Source organism: Saccharothrix ecbatanensis (assembly GCF_014205015.1).
GTDB lineage: Bacteria > Actinomycetota > Actinomycetes > Mycobacteriales > Pseudonocardiaceae > Actinosynnema > Actinosynnema ecbatanense.
This window is the reverse complement of the sequence record NZ_JACHMO010000001.1, coordinates 4561525-4577442: the sequence shown is the minus strand read 5'-3', so window position 1 is coordinate 4577442 and position 15918 is coordinate 4561525. Positions and strand designations below refer to the sequence as shown.

Sequence of the window (15918 nt, the reverse complement as noted above, 5' to 3'; positions counted from 1 at the left end):
CCGTCAGTGCTGTCGGTTCAGCAGTTCGATGACCTGGTCGTCGGTGGTCTGGTCGAAGTGCTGGTAAAACCGGCCGACCGCGCGGAAGTCGGTGCGCGGGTGCGGGCACACCACCAGGTCGGCGTCGGCGCTCAACGCCCGCACCGAGTCCGCCGCGCCCACGGGCACCGCCAGCACCAGGCGACGGGGGTTCTGGCCACGTGCTTCGCGCAGCGCGGCACGGGCGGTGACGCCGGTGGCCAGGCCGTCGTCCACGACCAGGACGTCACGGTCTTCGAGCCGCATCGGGCCGTTCCCGTACAGGTCCAGCCGCCGCTGGGCCTCACGCCGCTCCGCCTCGCAGGTGTCGGCCATGTCCTCGGGGGTGAGGCCGAGGGCGGTCATGGCCTCCTCGTTGAAGATCGGATCGCCACCGGCGGTGACGGCGCCGACGCCGAACTCCGGCTGACCGGGCGCGCCGATCTTGCGTGCCACGGCCACGCCCAGCTCACCGCCCAGCGCCGAGGCGACCTCCGCAGCCACCGGCACCCCGCCGCGCGCGAGGCCGAGCACTAGCGGGTCGGTCCAGGACTCGCCGGCCAGCGTCCGCGCGAGCACCCGGCCGGCTTCGGAACGGTCTGTGAACCTCACACCTCCATGGTGCGCGCGTCGGGCGCGATCTGCGACCAGTGCGACCAGTGCGACCGGAGCGACCGCGGCGACCAGGGCGACCGCGGCGACCAGTACGACCGCAGCGACCAGTACGACTGGAGCGGCCAGTACGACTGGAGCGGCCCAGTCCGACCAGTTCGACCAGGGCGGCCCCCTACCGTTTCCGCACGAAGAGCGACTGCGTCGTCCGCCCCACCGGCCCCTGCTCGTCATGCAGCACGCTCGTCGCCACGCCGACCCCGGACGGCCCGATCACGGTCTGCGCGTCCAGCCCGTACCACTCGCCGACCGGCTCCCTGTGCAGGTGGACGGTCAGATCGGTGTTGATCGAGTACCACTCGCGGATGTCCACCCGGCTCGACACGCCGCTCGCCGAGTCCGCCACCGTGAACAGGCGCTGCACCGCACTCGGCTCCTCACCCGCCACCACGCGCACGACCGGCCGCGCCCACACCGCCCCGTCCCCCGGTGTGAAGATGCCGCCGCTGACCGCACGCCACTCCATCGCGGTCAGGTAGCCGCCGACCCGCCAGTGCTCCGGGACGGCCATCGGCGCGCAACCGTGCGGCGACGCCAACGGCTCACCCTGGCCGGTCGTCACCGCCGTCGTGTCACCGGTGACGATCCGCCATGCCCGCGCCCGCAGCACCGGCCGGCCCTCGTGCGCCAACTCCGCCGCCAGCAGCTCCACCGAACGCCCCGGCCGGTCGACCGACGCCGTCACGGTCAGCTCAGCCACCGGCACCGGCCCCAGCACCTCGAACGTCACCCGCGACAGCATCGTCTCCGGCCGCGGCGCGCACCGCTCCAACGCCCGCACCAGCAGCGCCGACGGCGGCCCCAGGTGCTGGCTCTCGCTGCTCCACGGCCCGGAGGTGTGCCCGGTCGAGGCGAACCTGTCGTCGTCCAGCCGCTCGTAGAAGGCGTCCATCTAGTCCGCCCGGTCCAACACGGTCTCCACACCCGCGTCCGGCTCGGGCCAGCCCGGGTACGGCGGCGGTGTGCCCTCGAACGCCGGGCACAGCGCCTTGTGGTCGCAGTAGTCGCACAGCCGGCTCGGGTTGGGCCGGAAGTCGCCGGACTTCGCCGCGCGCAGGATGGCGTCCCAGATCGCCTCCAGCGTGCGCTCGAACCGGGTCAGCTCGGCCTCGTCCGGCTGGTAGGCCAACGCCTGCCGGTCGGCCAGGTACATCAGCCGCAGCTGGCGCGGCACGACACCACGCAGCCGCCAGAGCACGAGCGCGTAGAACTTCATCTGGAACAACGCCTTGGCCTCGCCGACCTCGCGCGGCGCGGCGCCCGTCTTGTAGTCGACCACCCGGATCTCGCCGGTCGGCGCCACGTCCACCCGGTCGACGTACCCGCGCAGCAGCACACCCGACGGCAGCTCCCACTCGACCAGCAGCTCACGGGCGTCCGCGTCGAACCGGCGCGGGTCCTCCAGGCCGAAGTAGCCGTCCAGCAGACCTTCCGCCGACGCCAGCCACTCGTCCTGCTCCGGATCGCCCTCGGCGAACAGCTCCGCGAACTCCGGCCGCTCGGCCCGCACCCGCTCCCAAGCCGGACCGACCAGCGCGCGTGCCGTCTCCGGCAGCCGTTCGGCGGCGGGCAGGCCGAACAAGTCCTCCAAGACCGCGTGCACCACCGTGCCGCGCACCTGCGCCCTCGTCGGCTTCTCGGGCAGCCGGTCGACGGCGCGGAAGCGGTAGAGCAGCGGGCACTGCTTGAAGTCGCCCGCGCGGGAGGGCGACAGCGCTGGCCTGCGAACAGGGCGCTCGGTGATCGTCGGCACTGCCATGGCCCAGAACCATAGGCCAACCCCCCGACAAGATCGTTTATTTGCAGTGCGGACCGGCCTATGCGGAGGCCTTCACGTAGTCCTTGAGCTCGATCTTGTTCGTGATGTCCTTGCCCGCTTTGAGCATCAGGTCCAGCAGGAACCGGTTGCCCAGCAGCCCGTTGCGCATCCGCAAGGCGAACCGACTCGGCGGCGCCAGGAACTTGCCCGCCCGGTCGCCGCCCTTCTGGCACCGTTCGGCGTAGTCGCGCATGACGTGCTCGTACCGCCGGAACGCAGCCCCATGATCCCCATCCGAAGCGGCCAGTTCACCGGCCAGCACGTACGCGCCGACGATGGCCGTGCCCGTGCCCATACCGCCGATGGTGGCGCCGCAAGCGGCATCCCCGACCAGCGCGACGCGCCCCCGTGACCACGTCGGGACATCCGCCCGGCTGATCGAGTCGAAGTACATCTCCGTCGTGTGCTCCAGCGACGCCAGCAGCCGGGGCGTCTCCCAGCCCAACCCGCCGAACGCGTCGGTGATCAACCTGCGCTGCTGCGCCACGTCACGCCGGTCGTACCGCAGCAGAGGCGACCGGAAAGCCACGAACGCACTCGCCCGGCCCCCGTCGCCGCTGGTGGAGACCAGCCGCCCCGGCACGTTGTAGTTCACCGACCCGGACTTCACCGACCCGGACGGCACGCCGAAGCCGTCGGGCAGGTCCCAGCCGGCGACGTAGTACCCGAGGTGGCTGACGAACCGCTCCTCCGGCCCGAAGACGAGACCGCGCACGCCCGAGTGGATGCCGTCCGCCCCGATGACCAGGTCGAACGTCCGCTCGACACCGGAAGCGAACGTCACGTCGACCCCGCCCGGCGTCTCGGTCAGCCCGACGACGGAATCACCGAACACGTACTCCGCCACACCTCTGCCGTGCTCGTACAGCACCCGCGAGAGGTCCGAACGCAGCACCTCCAACTCGCCGCCCGCGAAGTCCGCCGGCAGGTGGAGCACCGTGCGCCCCTCCTCGTCGACGAACGTCATCGGGCTGCCACCGGTCTGGATCTCACGCAGCCGGCCGAGCACGCCCATGCGTTCCAGCACGGTCATGTGCGCCTCACCGCGGAAGTCCACCGCCGCACCGCCCTTGCGCAGCGCGGGAGCGATCTCCACGACGGTCGGCTCGAAGCCGTGACGCCCCAGCCAATAGGCCACGGCCGGTCCCGCGACGCTCGCGCCGGAGACGAGGACCCGCTTGTTCGACATCGTCACTCCTGAACTGTGTCCACTGGAAGCAATTACTTCTGTGTACTGTAGACACAGTTCTTTGGCGTGGGCAACACCGGAGGTCGCGATGGACACGGCGGGCACCTTCGAACTGCTGTGGGGCGACCCTCCGGGCCCTCGCCGCGGCCCCAAGCCCGCGCTCAGCCACGAACTCATCGCCCGGACCGGCATCGCGATCGCCGACGCCGAGGGGCTCGCCGCCGTCTCCATGCAGCGCGTCGCCGCCGACCTCGGCTTCACGAAGATGTCCCTCTACCGCTACGTGCCCGGGAAGTCTGAGCTGGTCGCGCTCATGGCCGACCTGGCCATGGGCACACCGCCCGAAGACCTCCACGACGGCGACTGGTGCGACCGGCTCCGAACGTGGGCGCTGGCGCTCCTGCCCGGTTTCCTGCGGCACCCCTGGGTCCTGGAGGTCACCACGGGTCCGCACGTCGTCGGCCCCAACGAGCTGGCCTGGATGGAAGCCGCGCTCGCCGTCCTCGACGGCACGGGCCTGGCCGGCGCCGAACGGATGGACGTGCTGGCCGTGCTCGCCGGGCACGTCCGCGCCCTGGCCCAGCAGGTGGCGAAGACGCCGGGCGGTGACACGGGAGCGCAGTTCGGCGCGGTCCTGGCGGAGGTCGTGTTCCAGCGCGGGGACCGCTACCCGCACACCAAGGCGGCGCTGGCGGAGTCGATGGCCGGGGGAGATCAGGACGAGGCGCTCGACTTCGGCCTCGACCTCATCCTGGACGGCCTCCGCGCCAGGGTCGGACACGCGCGGAGCAGCGGCGATCCAACACGCCGCTGATACACGCCTGCACCTAGGCTCGGCCCGTGGCGACGACGAGCAGTTGGCGGCGGCAGGTCGGTCGGGACGGCGGGCTGCCGCTGTTCCGCGCGGCCGGGATCCCCGTGCTGCTCGCGCCCTCGTGGTGGCTCGGCTCGGCGGCCATCGTGGTCCTCTACGCGCCGCTGGTCGGCCGCATCGCGCCCGGCACGGGCGGCCTCACCGGCGTGCTCCTCGCCGCCACCTTCGCGATTTTCCTCGGCCTCTCGGTGCTGGCGCACGAACTCGGCCACTGCCTGGTCGCCCTGCGCCTCGGCCTGCCGGTCCGCCGGCTGCGCCTGTTCCTGCTCGGCGGCGTGTCCGAGGTGATGCGCACCCCGACCCGTCCGTCCCACGAAGGCGCGATCGCCGCCGCCGGCCCGATCGTCTCCATCGCGCTGGCCGGCCTGTTCGCGCTGGTCGCCGCCGCCATCCCGTACCCGGACGCGGTCTGGCTGCTGATCGCCCAGACCGCCTTCGCCAACGCCGCCGTCGCGGTGTTCAACCTGCTCCCCGGCCTGCCGCTGGACGGCGGCCGGATCCTGCGTGCGGGCGTGTGGGCCTTCACCGGCCGCCGTGCGACGGGCACGAAAGCCGCCGTCATCGGTGGCGGCGTGGTGGCCGCGCTGCTCGTCGTGTGGGCGATCTGGGGCGTCATGGAAGGCGCCGAGGACCGCTGGCTCCGCTTCGGCGTGTGCCTGCTGACCGCGTGGTTCGTGCTGGCCGGCGCGCGCGGCGAGTTCACCGCCGAACGCCGCAGCACCTGGCCGGAAGGTCTGACGCTGGGCGAGCTGGTCCGCCCCGTCCTCCAACTGCCCGCCGAGAGCCCGGTGTCGGGCGCGCTCACCGCGTCCGCCGGCCGGGGTGTGGTCCTGGTCCGCGCGGACGGTGTCGCGGCCGGCCTGCTCGACCGGGAGATGGCCCGCCGGCTGGCCAGCACCTCGCCGCACGCGCCCGCCGAGCAGGCGGCCGTGCCGATCCGGCCGGAGACCGTGCTGCTGGAGAACGAGAGCGGCGCCGAAGTGGTGGAACGCGTGCGCGGCACCGCGGCCTGGGAGTACCTGGTCGTGGACCTCGAAGGCCGACCGGCGGGCGTGCTGCGCCGGGAAGACCTCAAGGCCGCGCTGGACCGCCGCTGAGCAAGCCGGCCTCCTGCGCCAGGATCGCCGCCTGCACCCGCGACCTCAGGTCCAGCTTCGTCAACACCCGCGACACGTGCGTCTTCACGGTCGTCTCGCCGATGTGCAGCCTTCGCCCGATCTGGTGATTCGACAGCCCTTCGCCGAGGCAGCGCAGCACGTCGACCTCGCGTTCCGTCAACGAGTCCAAGCCTGCCGGGCGCGACTTGGGCGCGGCCGACGCGAACTCCCGCATCACCCGCCGCGTCACGCTCGGCGCGAGCACACCGTCACCGGCCGCGACCTGCCGCACGGCGTCCACCAGCGCCGGGGCCTCCACCGACTTCAGCAGGAACCCGGCCGCACCGGCCCGCAGCGCGCCGTGCACGTACTCGTCCAGGTCGAACGTGGTCAGCACCAGCACCTCGCACACCCCGCTGAGCTGCCTGGTCGCCTCGATGCCGTCCACGCCGGGCATCCGGATGTCCATCAGCACGACGTCCGGCTCCAGCCGCGTCGCCAACCGCACCGCCTCCGCGCCGTCACCGGCCTCGCCGACCACCTCGATGCCGTCCGCGCCGCCGAGGATCATCACCAGGCCCGCGCGGATCGCCGCGTGGTCGTCGGCCACCAGCACCCGGATCACAGCGGCAGCTCCGCCCGCACGACCCAGCCGTCGCCGTCGCGCCCGGCGGCGAACGTCCCGCCGACGACCTGGGCGCGTTCCGCCATGCTCACCAACCCCGTCCCCGAGCCCTCCGACCCGCCCGTAGCCCGTCCCACGGTGTTGCGCACGACCACCACCAACCGCCTGACCTGCCGTTCCAAGGTCACCGACGTGCGCGAGCCGGGCGCGTGCTTCAGCGCGTTCGTCAACGCCTCCTGCACGATCCGGTACGCGGCGACGTCCACCGCCACCGGCAGCCCGGCCACGTTCGCGCCGCGAAGCTCGACGTCCAGCCCGCCCGCGGCGGCCGACTCGACCAGCGTGCCGACGTCCGCCAGCCGCACCGCGACCGGCTCGTCCACCGGTTCGTCGGCCCGCAGCACGTCGATCATCATCCGCATCTCCTCCAGCGACCGCACGCTGTTCTCGCGCACCGACTTCAGCACCGTGCGCACCGTCTCCGGGTCGCCCTCGCGCATCGACAGCACCGCCTCGGACTGGATCGCGATCGCCGACAGGTGCCCGGCGACCACGTCGTGCAGGTCACGGGCCATCCGGTTGCGCTCGGCGTTCACCGACGCCCGCCGGTCCAACTCCGAGATCAGCGCGATCTGCTCGGCGCTCTCCCGGTGCTGCCGCACGTTCGTCGCCCACCACACCGGCACCGCGAGCAGCGAGAACACCTGCAACCCCGCGTAGAACGACAGCCGCCAGTCACCCACCACCGCGACCGCCGCCGCCACGCCGACCGTGGCCGTGGCCACCACCCCGACAAGCACCTGGTGCAGCCGGCGCGGACCGTGCAGGGCCGCCACGAACAGCACGTCGATGGCGACCATCACCACCGGCATGCTCAGACCGAAGTAGAGGTCGGCCGCTGTCGCGACGATGACCACGAGCAGCGCCACCACCGGCGCGGACCGGCGGAACAGCTGACCGACGGACGCCACCGTCAGGATCAGCAGCCGCGTCGTCAACGGCGTGTTGTCGCCCTGGCCACCCACCACGAGGTCCATGTGGAGCCCGTAGACCACCGCGCCCACGGTGAAGAACGCCGCCGTGACCAGCGCGTCCCGGTGTGCACGACGGAGCTCCACGACGTCATCACAGCACAGGCCGCGGCGCGCGGGCGTCCTACGAACTGATGACCCGCGGTCGGTCCGTCCGACGACGCGCGCGAGCGCGCCCGACACGCACGCTTGAGCCGTGGTTGAACCGCTGGTGGTCCTCATCGTGGCGTGCGAGATCGGATTCTGGGTCGTGCTGGGCGCCGGGCTGCTGGCCCGGTACGCGCTGAAGATGCGCAGGCTCGGCGCGGCCCTGCTCGTCTGCACCCCCGTGGTGGACGTCGTGCTGCTCGTGGCGACCGTCTTCGACCTGCGGTCGGGGGGTGAGGCGACGTCCGCGCACGGGCTGGCCGCGATCTACCTGGGGGTGAGCGTGGCGTTCGGGCACAGCATGCTCCGGTGGGCCGATCAGCGGGTCGCCCACCGGTTCGCCGGCGGGCCGCCGCCCACCAAGCCGCCCAAGAGCGGCCCGGCGAAGGTCCGCCACGAGTGGCGCGAGTTCGGCAAGTTCGCCGTGGCCTGGGCGATCGCGTGCGTGGTGATGCTGCTGCTGATGTTCGTCGTCGGCACGCCGGAGCGCACGCAGGCGCTGTGGGGACAGATGTCCGGCTTGACGGTCGTCGGTGTGATCTGGCTGCTTGGCTGGCCCGTCTACCACTCGGTCGCCGAAGTGGTCAACGGCCGGGAGAAGTCCCGCCAGTAGGGCGGCGCGGGCGCCGTGGGACCATCGTGCGCTGTTGACACGAGCGTTTAGCAGGAGGTTTACCGCGGTGAGCACCGCCAGTGGTCCGTTCCAACCGGGTGACCGGGTGCAGTTGACCGACCCGAAGGGACGGCACTACACGATCGTGCTCGAACCGGGCAAGGAGTACCACACCCACCGCGGCGCGTTGTCGCACGACCAGCTGATCGGGCAGCCCGAGGGGTCCGTGGTGGTGTCCGTCGGCGGCACTTCGTTCCTCGCGCTGAGGCCGCTGCTGTCCGACTACGTGCTGTCGATGCCGCGCGGCGCGCAGGTGATCTACCCCAAGGACGCCGCCCAGATCGTGATGTACGGGGACGTGTTCCCCGGCGCGCGGGTGCTGGAGGCCGGCGCCGGTTCGGGTGCGCTGACCTGCTCGTTGCTGCGCGCGGTGGGTGAGAAGGGCAGCGTGACGTCGTTCGAGGTCCGCCAGGACCACGCCGACCACGCGATCCGCAACGTCGAGCAGTTCTTCGGCGAGCGGCCGGGCAACTGGTCGCTGACCGTCGCCGACGTGAACGAGCACGAGGGCGAGGTCGACCGGGTCGTCCTGGACATGCTCGCGCCGTGGGACGTGCTGCCCGCCGTCTCCCGCAGCCTCATCCCCGGCGGCGTGCTGGTGGTGTACGTGGCGACCACGACGCAGCTGTCGAAGGTGACCGAGGCGATCCGTGAGCAGCAGCACTGGACCGAGCCGCACGCGTGGGAGACCCTCGTCCGGCCGTGGCACGTGGTGGGCCTGGCGGTGCGGCCCGAGCACCGGATGATCGGGCACACGGCGTTCCTGCTGACCACTCGCAGGCTGGCCGACGGCGTCACCCCGCTCCGGCCGCAGCGCCGACCGTCCAAGGGCTGACCAGGTCTTTCGCCACGAAAACGGCCCGCACACCAGGTGGTGTGCGGGCCGTTTCGGCACTGGTCGGCTCAGTCGCAGGCGACCCAGCCGCTGTCCGTCTTCTTGAACGGGATCTTCGCGGCCTTCTGGTCCTTCATGAGCGACTTCATGTCCTCGGGCACGTTCTCGTACTTCACCGACATCGAGGCTTCGGCAGTCGTGTCGGACTTCTCGACCACGTTGTCGACGGCGAGGGTGACCTTGACGTCCTTCGCCTTGTCGATCGACTTCTGGGCTTCCTTCCGCATCTCCGCGGGCAGGCTTTCGAGCTGCTTCTCGATCTCCGCGCTCATCGTCGCGGGGTCGTAGAGCTTCTTCATGTCGTCGATCTCGTCGTGGTGCTCGGCGCAGGTCAGCGAGCGGACCTTGTCGAAGTCCTTCGCGTTGATCGCCGCCGCGTAAGAGTCGGCGGCGTCCTTCGCGGTGCCGTTGCTGCCGCCGGTCATGTTGAGGATCAGGACGACCGCCACGACGATGACGACGAGGGCGCCGGCGCCGCCCAGGATCCACGGCATGGGGCTCTTCTTCGGCGGCATGCCGGATGGGCCGCCGAAACCACCCGGTTGGCCGTAACCGGGCTGGTTGAACTGTCCCGGCTGGCCGTAGGGCTGCTGGCCGTAACCGGGCTGGCCGGGCTGCCCCGGCTGACCGGGATGCTGCTGGTAGCCGCCCGGAGGCGTGCCGTAACCGGGCTGCTGCCCACCTGGTGGGAAGCCCGGCGCAGGCGGCGGGAACCCGCCGGGCTGCTGTCCGGGGCCCGGCTGCTGGCCGAATTGACCTGGTTGCTGGCCAAATTGACCCGGCTGCTGACCGTAGGGACCCGGCTGCTGCGGCGGGACGGACATCACGTTCTCCTAGAACTTTCCGCTGGTGGCAGTGACACTGCCCGGACCACTCTCGTGGGACTCGTGCTCAACGCACGGTAGCGGGTGCGGGGTGCCGGCTGACACCGGATTGGAGCAGTTGCTCCGGCCGAGCGGGCGGAATGAGTGATCACATGACGCCCGGGAACTCGCAGGGTGTCGGCTTTTGTCGGTGATCGCCGGTATCGTCGTGGGACGAACACGGGAGGAGGGTGCCGACATGCAGCACGGTCATCCCGGCAGCCGGCCCGATGAGGGCGGCGAGCTGAACAAGGGCAACAACTCTGGTGAGCTGACTGCGCAGATCCGGTTCCTCGAGGACGAAATCGCGTTGCTGCGCCGCAAGTTGACGGAATCCCCACGACACGTCCGCCTGCTGGAGCAGCGGTTGGCCGAGGCGACTGAGCGCGTCAGCCAACTGACCGAGCGCAACACGAAGCTCATCGACACCCTTCGAGAAGCACGGAGCCAACTCCTCGCGCTGCGCGAGGAAGTCGACCGGCTCGCGCAACCGCCCAGCGGTTACGGCGTGTTTCTGGCCCGATTCGACGACGGCACGGTCGACGTGTTCACCTCAGGCCGTCGCATGCGGGTCTCGGTTTCTCCGGCGGTGGAGACACCGTCGCTGGTCCTGGGCCAGTCGGTGCGCCTGAACGAGGCGTTGACCGTGGTCGAGGGCGGCGACTTCGAGCGCACCGGCGAGGTCTGCACGCTGCGTGAGGTGTTGCACTCCGAGATCGAGGACAGCTCGATCGGCCGCGCCCTCGTCGTCGGACACGCCGACGAAGAGCGGGTCGTCTGGCTGGCGCAGCCGCTGATGGACTCGCCGCTGAAGGCCGGCGACTCCCTGCTGGTCGACTCGAAGGCGGGCTTCGCGTACGAAAGGGTGCCGAAGGCCGAGGTCGAGGACCTGGTGCTGGAGGAGGTGCCCGATGTCAGGTACGAGGACATCGGTGGCCTCTACCGGCAGATCGAGCAGATCCGCGACGCCGTGGAGATGCCGTTCCTGCACGCCGACCTGTTCCGCGAGTACAAGCTCCGCCCGCCCAAGGGCGTGCTGCTGTACGGCCCTCCCGGCTGCGGGAAGACGCTCATCGCGAAAGCGGTGGCGAACTCCCTGGCCAAGCAGGTTCACGCCGCCCGTGGCGAGAACCACCGCGAAGCCAAGAGCTACTTCCTCAACATCAAGGGTCCCGAACTGCTCAACAAGTTCGTGGGCGAGACCGAGCGCCACATCCGGCTGATCTTCCAGCGGGCCCGGGAGAAGGCCTCCGAGGGCACTCCCGTGATCGTGTTCTTCGACGAGATGGACTCGATCTTCCGGACCCGCGGCAGTGGCGTGTCGTCGGACGTCGAGACCACGATCGTGCCCCAGCTCCTCAGCGAGATCGACGGCGTCGAGGGCCTGGAGAACGTGATCGTGATCGGCGCCTCCAACCGTGAGGACATGATCGACCCGGCGATCCTGCGTCCGGGCCGGCTCGACGTGAAGATCAAGATCGAGCGTCCGGACGCCGAAGGCGCGAAGGACATCTTCTTCAAGTACCTCACGCCCGACCTGCCGATCCACGCCGACGACCTGGCCGAGTTCGGCGGCGACCCGGTGGCCTGCATCGACGGCATGGTGCAGCACACGGTCGAGCGGATGTACGAGGAGTCCGAGGAGAACCGGTTCCTGGAGGTCACCTACGCCAACGGTGACAAGGAGGTCCTGTACTTCCGGGACTTCAACTCCGGCGCCATGATCCAGAACATCGTCGACCGCGCGAAGAAGGCGGCCATCAAGAGCCTGCTGGACACCAAGCAGCCGGGCTTGTCGGTGCGCCACCTGCTGGACGCGATCGTGGACGAGTTCGCCGAGAACGAGGACCTGCCCAACACGACCAACCCGGACGACTGGGCCAGGATCTCGGGCAAGAAGGGCGAGCGGATCGTCTACATCCGCACGCTCGTGACCGGCAAGAACCAGGAGTCGGGTCGCGCCATCGACACGGCCACCAACACCGGTCAATACCTGTAACACCGGCAAGCGCAGACAACCGCAACCCGCCTGGAACGCCCGCCCGGCCGAGATGGCCGGGCGGGCGTTCCGCGTCCCGGGGCCTCAGGTCCCCGGAGTCTTCGTCGGCCGCTGCTCACGACCGGGCGGTGACCAGCCCGGACTCGTAGGCGGCGATCACCAGTTGGGCCCGGTCGCGGGCCTGGAGCTTGTGCAGCAGGCGGCCGATGTGGGTCTTCACCGTGCCTGGCGACAGGTGCAGCTCGGCCATGATCTCGGAGTTGGAGCTGCCGCGCGCGATCAGCATCAGCACATCCTGCTCACGTTCGGTGATCCCGTCGAGGCGGACCGTACGGGGTTCCGGCGTGCGGGAGAACTCGGCCACCAGACGGCGGGTCACCGAGGGCGCCAGCAGGGCGTCTCCGGCGGCCACGACGCGCACGGCGGCCAGCACGTCGGCCGGGGGAGTGTCCTTGAGCAGGAACCCGCTCGCACCGGCCCGTAGCGCCGAGTACACGTACTCGTCCAGGTCGAACGTGGTCAGGATCAGCACCCGGGCGGTCGAGGAGGAGCAGATCTCGCGGGTCGCCGCGATGCCGTCCACGCCGGGCATCCGGATGTCCATCAGCACCACGTCGGGGGACACCTCGCGCACCACGGACACCGCCTCGGCGCCGTCACCGGCCTCGCCGACGACCCGCAGGTCAGGCTCCGAGTCCACGAGCACCCGGAAACTGCCGCGCAGCAGCGCCTGGTCGTCCACGACCACCACCGAGATCACGACAGCGGCACCTCGGCGCGCACGGCGAAACCGCCATCGGCCAGCGGCCCGGCCGTGAACGTGCCGCCGTACACCGCCACCCGTTCCCGCATCCCGATCAACCCGTGCCCTCCGCCGCGACCGGCCAACACCCGTTCCCCTGGTCCGTCGTCGACCACCGAGATCACCACGGAAGCATCCCCTACGACGATCGAGACCGTGCAGGAGGCCGGCGCGGCGTGTTTCACCACGTTCGTGACGGACTCCTGGACGATCCGGTACGCGGTCAACGCCAGGCCGTCGGGCACCTCGCCGGACACCGTCAGCTCCACCGACACCCCGGCGAGCTCCACCCGTGACACCAACTCGGGCAGATCGTCAATACCGGGCATGGGCGCCAGTTCCACCGATCTGTCCTCCGAGCGCAGCACGCCGAGTAACCGCCGCATCTCGACCAGGGTGCCGCGCGACGCGCTCTCGATCACCCGCAGCGCCTCCTGGGCCTCGTGGGCCTGCTCGGGCCGCGACGACGCCACGTGCGCGGCGACGCCGGCCTTGACCGTGATGAGGCTCAGGCTGTGCGCGACCACGTCGTGCAGCTCGCGGGCGATCCGCATCCGCTCGTCGGCGATGGCCTTGGACGCCGCCTCGGCGGCCCGTCTGGCCTCGTAGGACCGGCGGATGAAGGTGGTGCGGCCGAGCGCCCACGCCGCCCCGATGGCCAGCGCCGCGAACAGGACCAGCCCGGCGTCCTCCGGCCACGGCTCGGCGATGAACACCGCCACCGCCACCACCCCCAGTGAACCGGCCAGCGCGCCCACCGCCACGCGGCGTTCGCAGGTCGCGGCCACCATGTACATCGCGAACGCGGTCGCGCCGTAGGGCTCCAGGGTGACGTGGGCGATCGTGGCCACGGTCTGCGCCGTCAGGACGATCCCGAGCGTCAGCAGGGGTCGGCCCCGCCGCATCGCCAGCGGCGCGCCGATCAGCAGCGCCAGCGGGTAGCCCAGCCATGGCGGTGCGGTGCTCACCTCGGCGAACGTCAGGTACACGAGGACCACCGCCACGGCGGCGGCGAGGTCCAGCGCGTACAGGTACGCAGTCGGCAGAAACCGCAGGAGTCGTGATTTCACGATCGGCACACGACGGCACGGTAATCGGCGTTCGCCGGGCCGGGCGTCGGACCACGGTCCGACATCAGATCCCGGACCTCGGTCCGATCCGCCCAGCCCGCCAACCGAGCACGCTCATCCCCATGATCCAAGTAAGGCAACTGACCAAGCGCTACCGCGCCACCAGGGCCGTGGACGGCCTCACGTTCGAGGTGAAACCCGGCTACGTCGCGGGCTTCCTCGGCCCCAACGGGGCGGGCAAGTCCACCACCATGCGGGCGATCCTCGGCCTGGACCGCCCGACCAGCGGTGAGGCCCTGGTCGACGGGCGTCGGTATGCCGACATCCACCGTCCTCTGCACCACGTCGGCGCGCTGCTCGACGCGGGCGCGGTGCACGGCGGCCGGTCGGCCTACGACCACCTCCGGGTGCTGGCCCGGAGCAACGGCATCAAGGACAGCCGGGTCGTGGCGACCCTCGAGCAGGTGGGCTTGGCGGGGGTGGCGAGACGGCGGGTGGGCTCGCTGTCGCTGGGCATGAAGCAACGCCTCGGCGTGGCGGCGGCCCTGTTGGGCGATCCGGGCGTGCTGTTGTTCGACGAGCCGGTGAACGGCCTGGACCCGGAGGGCATCCGCTGGATCCGCCACCTGATGCGCGACCTGGCCAGGGAAGGTCGCACGGTGCTGGTGTCCAGCCACCTGATGAGCGAGATGGCGCTGACGGCGGATCGAGTGATCGTGATCGGTCGCGGCAAGTTGATCCTGGAGGCGTCCATGCGGGACCTCCAGGAGAAGTTCAGGAAGGACGTGCTGGTCCGTTCGCCCATGCCGGACGCGTTGGCCGCGGTTCTCGCCGCGGCAGGCGCGACGGCCAGACCGGAGGACGGCGCCCTGCTGGTGCAGGGCCTGGACGCACCGGCCATCGCCGACCTCGCCGCCCACCACCACATCCCAATCCACGAGCTGACCCCGCGAAGCGCGTCCCTGGAGGACGCCTACCTCGAACTGACCGAGGACAGCACCGAATACCGCACCGACTCCCGCCCCGCCGACTCCCGCCCCGCCGACTCCCGCCCCGCCGACTCCCGCCCGGCTGGTGGTCGCCGCGTCGATCCCTACCCCGCTGACTCCCGCCCTGTCGATGCCCGCCCTGTCGATGCCCGCCCTGCCGATCCCAGCCCTGTCGATCCCAGCCCTGCCGATCCCCGTCCGGCTGGTGCTCGCCGCGCCGATTCCCGTTCCGCCGGTGCCCGCCCGGCCGGTACCCACAGCGGCGGTCCCGTCCCCGCCGACTCCCGCACCGCCAATCCACGCCCGGCTGATGACCGATCTGCCGAGTTCCGCGCTGCCGATCGCCACCCTGCCGAGCCCAGCACTACGGAGACCGCCCGATGACCGACGTCCTGAACTCCGAACTGCTGAAGCTCCGATCGGTCCGCTCGACGTCGTACGTGCTGCTCGCGATCGCCGTCGCGCTACTGGGCGGTGCGTTGATCTCGTACCTGATGACAGCCGACTGGGACAGCTCGCCCCCGGACCTCCAACAGCGGTTCGGGGCTGCTGATCCGGGGGTGATGGTGGTCCCGTTCGGCCAGTTCTGCTTGGGTGTCCTCGGCGCGCTGGCGGTCACCTCCGAATACGGCAGCGGCATGATCCGGACCGCTCTGGTGTCCGTGCCGAGACGCAAGGCCTATCTGGCCGCCAAGACGCTCGTGGTGGCCGGTGTGTCCGCGGTCGTCGCGGTCGTCACCACGCTGCTGGCCTACCTGACCGGCGAGCTGATCACCGGGGACCGGCCGAAGCCGATCTCGGCGTACGACTCGTTAGGCGACGCGGTGCCGACGTTGCTGGCGAACTCCGCGTCGCTGGTCCTGCTCGCCTTGGTCGGCCTCGGTCTGGGCTTCCTGCTCCGGTCCACGGCCGGCGCGCTGGTGACCCTGTGCGGCCTGCTGTTCGTGCTGCCCGTGCTCACGCTGCTGCTGCCGTCCCCGTGGAACGACCGGGCGTACTCGGTGATGCTCCCGGTCCTCGCTCCGCAACTGTCGGGTGAACTACCGAACCCACCGCTGTCGCCCCTTGGCGCCGGGCTGGTGATGATCTCGTACCTGCTCGTGGTGTTGGGAGCCGGCGCCACCGTGCTGCTGCGTCGTGACGCCTGAACGCATG

General features: G+C 70.8%; 16 protein-coding genes and 1 pseudogene. 8 read left to right on the top strand and 9 right to left on the bottom strand.

What is annotated here, in order from left to right; genetic code table 11:
• Positions 1 to 3 precede the first annotated feature (3 nt).
• The 4 genes from F4560_RS18730 to F4560_RS18715 form a co-directional block, all read right to left on the bottom strand.
• Positions 4 to 630 carry a phosphoribosyltransferase gene (locus F4560_RS18730; RefSeq protein ID WP_184921727.1) on the bottom strand — a complete coding sequence of 209 codons (627 nt, stop codon included), beginning with the start codon at positions 628 to 630 and terminating at the stop codon, positions 4 to 6.
• A 175-nt stretch (positions 631 to 805) separates the two neighbouring features.
• A complete protein-coding gene (locus F4560_RS18725; protein WP_184921725.1) occupies positions 806 to 1582 on the bottom strand; it encodes a thioesterase family protein in 777 nt (258 codons plus the stop codon).
• Positions 1583 to 2449, bottom strand: coding sequence for a RecB family exonuclease (locus F4560_RS18720; protein ID WP_184921723.1), 867 nt, complete (start codon positions 2447 to 2449; stop codon positions 1583 to 1585).
• A 58-nt stretch (positions 2450 to 2507) separates the two neighbouring features.
• Positions 2508 to 3698 (bottom strand): FAD-dependent monooxygenase, encoded by a 1191-nt coding sequence (locus F4560_RS18715; protein WP_184921721.1) that lies wholly within the window; start codon positions 3696 to 3698, stop codon positions 2508 to 2510.
• 88 nt (positions 3699 to 3786) lie between these two features.
• On the opposite strand from F4560_RS18715, the gene F4560_RS18710 reads away from it, so the two are divergent.
• Together F4560_RS18710 and F4560_RS18705 are read left to right on the top strand one after the other, a co-directional pair.
• Complete coding sequence (locus F4560_RS18710) at positions 3787 to 4512, top strand: TetR/AcrR family transcriptional regulator C-terminal domain-containing protein (protein WP_184921719.1); 726 nt, start codon at positions 3787 to 3789, stop codon at positions 4510 to 4512.
• Between the two features lie 26 nt (positions 4513 to 4538).
• Positions 4539 to 5669: a site-2 protease family protein gene (locus F4560_RS18705; RefSeq protein ID WP_184921717.1), complete on the top strand. Its 1131-nt coding sequence runs from the start codon at positions 4539 to 4541 to the stop codon at positions 5667 to 5669.
• On the opposite strand, the gene F4560_RS18700 is transcribed toward F4560_RS18705, so the two are convergent.
• Both F4560_RS18700 and F4560_RS46215 read right to left on the bottom strand, forming a co-directional pair.
• Positions 5644 to 6294 (bottom strand): response regulator, encoded by a 651-nt coding sequence (locus F4560_RS18700; protein WP_184921715.1) that lies wholly within the window; start codon positions 6292 to 6294, stop codon positions 5644 to 5646. The genes F4560_RS18705 and F4560_RS18700 overlap by 26 nt on opposite strands.
• Positions 6291 to 7412, bottom strand: coding sequence for a sensor histidine kinase (locus F4560_RS46215; protein WP_184921713.1), 1122 nt, complete (start codon positions 7410 to 7412; stop codon positions 6291 to 6293). The genes F4560_RS18700 and F4560_RS46215 overlap by 4 nt, the downstream gene beginning before the upstream one ends.
• A gap of 109 nt (positions 7413 to 7521) precedes the next feature.
• Between F4560_RS46215 and F4560_RS18690 the strand changes: the two genes are divergently transcribed.
• Entirely contained in the window at positions 7522 to 8085 is a 564-nt protein-coding gene (locus F4560_RS18690) for a hypothetical protein (RefSeq protein WP_184921712.1), read from the top strand.
• 67 nt (positions 8086 to 8152) lie between these two features.
• The gene (locus tag F4560_RS18685) at positions 8153 to 8980 is read left to right on the top strand and encodes a tRNA (adenine-N1)-methyltransferase (protein WP_184921710.1); all 828 of its coding nucleotides are present in this window, start codon (positions 8153 to 8155) and stop codon (positions 8978 to 8980) included.
• A gap of 68 nt (positions 8981 to 9048) precedes the next feature.
• On the opposite strand, the gene F4560_RS18680 is transcribed toward F4560_RS18685, so the two are convergent.
• Positions 9049 to 9534: an Rv0361 family membrane protein gene (locus tag F4560_RS18680; protein WP_184921708.1), complete on the bottom strand. Its 486-nt coding sequence runs from the start codon at positions 9532 to 9534 to the stop codon at positions 9049 to 9051.
• Positions 9535 to 9582: 48 nt separating this feature from the next.
• Here F4560_RS18680 and F4560_RS18675 point away from each other — a divergent pair, with 48 nt between their 5' ends.
• Positions 9583 to 9945 carry a hypothetical protein gene (locus F4560_RS18675; protein WP_184921706.1) on the top strand — a complete coding sequence of 121 codons (363 nt, stop codon included), beginning with the start codon at positions 9583 to 9585 and terminating at the stop codon, positions 9943 to 9945.
• A gap of 157 nt (positions 9946 to 10102) precedes the next feature.
• Positions 10103 to 11902, top strand: coding sequence for a proteasome ATPase (gene arc / locus F4560_RS18670; protein ID WP_184921704.1), 1800 nt, complete (start codon positions 10103 to 10105; stop codon positions 11900 to 11902).
• Between the two features lie 115 nt (positions 11903 to 12017).
• Here the strand turns inward: arc and F4560_RS18665 are convergent, their stop codons facing one another.
• Positions 12018 to 12662: a response regulator gene (locus tag F4560_RS18665; protein ID WP_184921702.1), complete on the bottom strand. Its 645-nt coding sequence runs from the start codon at positions 12660 to 12662 to the stop codon at positions 12018 to 12020.
• Positions 12659 to 13774, bottom strand: a complete 1116-nt coding sequence (locus tag F4560_RS18660) for a sensor histidine kinase (RefSeq protein WP_184921700.1) — start codon at positions 13772 to 13774, stop codon at positions 12659 to 12661. The genes F4560_RS18665 and F4560_RS18660 overlap by 4 nt, the downstream gene beginning before the upstream one ends.
• 122 nt (positions 13775 to 13896) lie before the next feature.
• Here F4560_RS18660 and F4560_RS18655 point away from each other — a divergent pair.
• Both F4560_RS18655 and F4560_RS18650 read left to right on the top strand, forming a co-directional pair.
• Positions 13897 to 14790: pseudogene (locus tag F4560_RS18655) on the top strand (ATP-binding cassette domain-containing protein); the annotation flags it as partial.
• 353 nt (positions 14791 to 15143) lie between these two features.
• Positions 15144 to 15911: an ABC transporter permease gene (locus F4560_RS18650; RefSeq protein WP_184921696.1), complete on the top strand. Its 768-nt coding sequence runs from the start codon at positions 15144 to 15146 to the stop codon at positions 15909 to 15911.
• Positions 15912 to 15918: the final 7 nt, after the last annotated feature.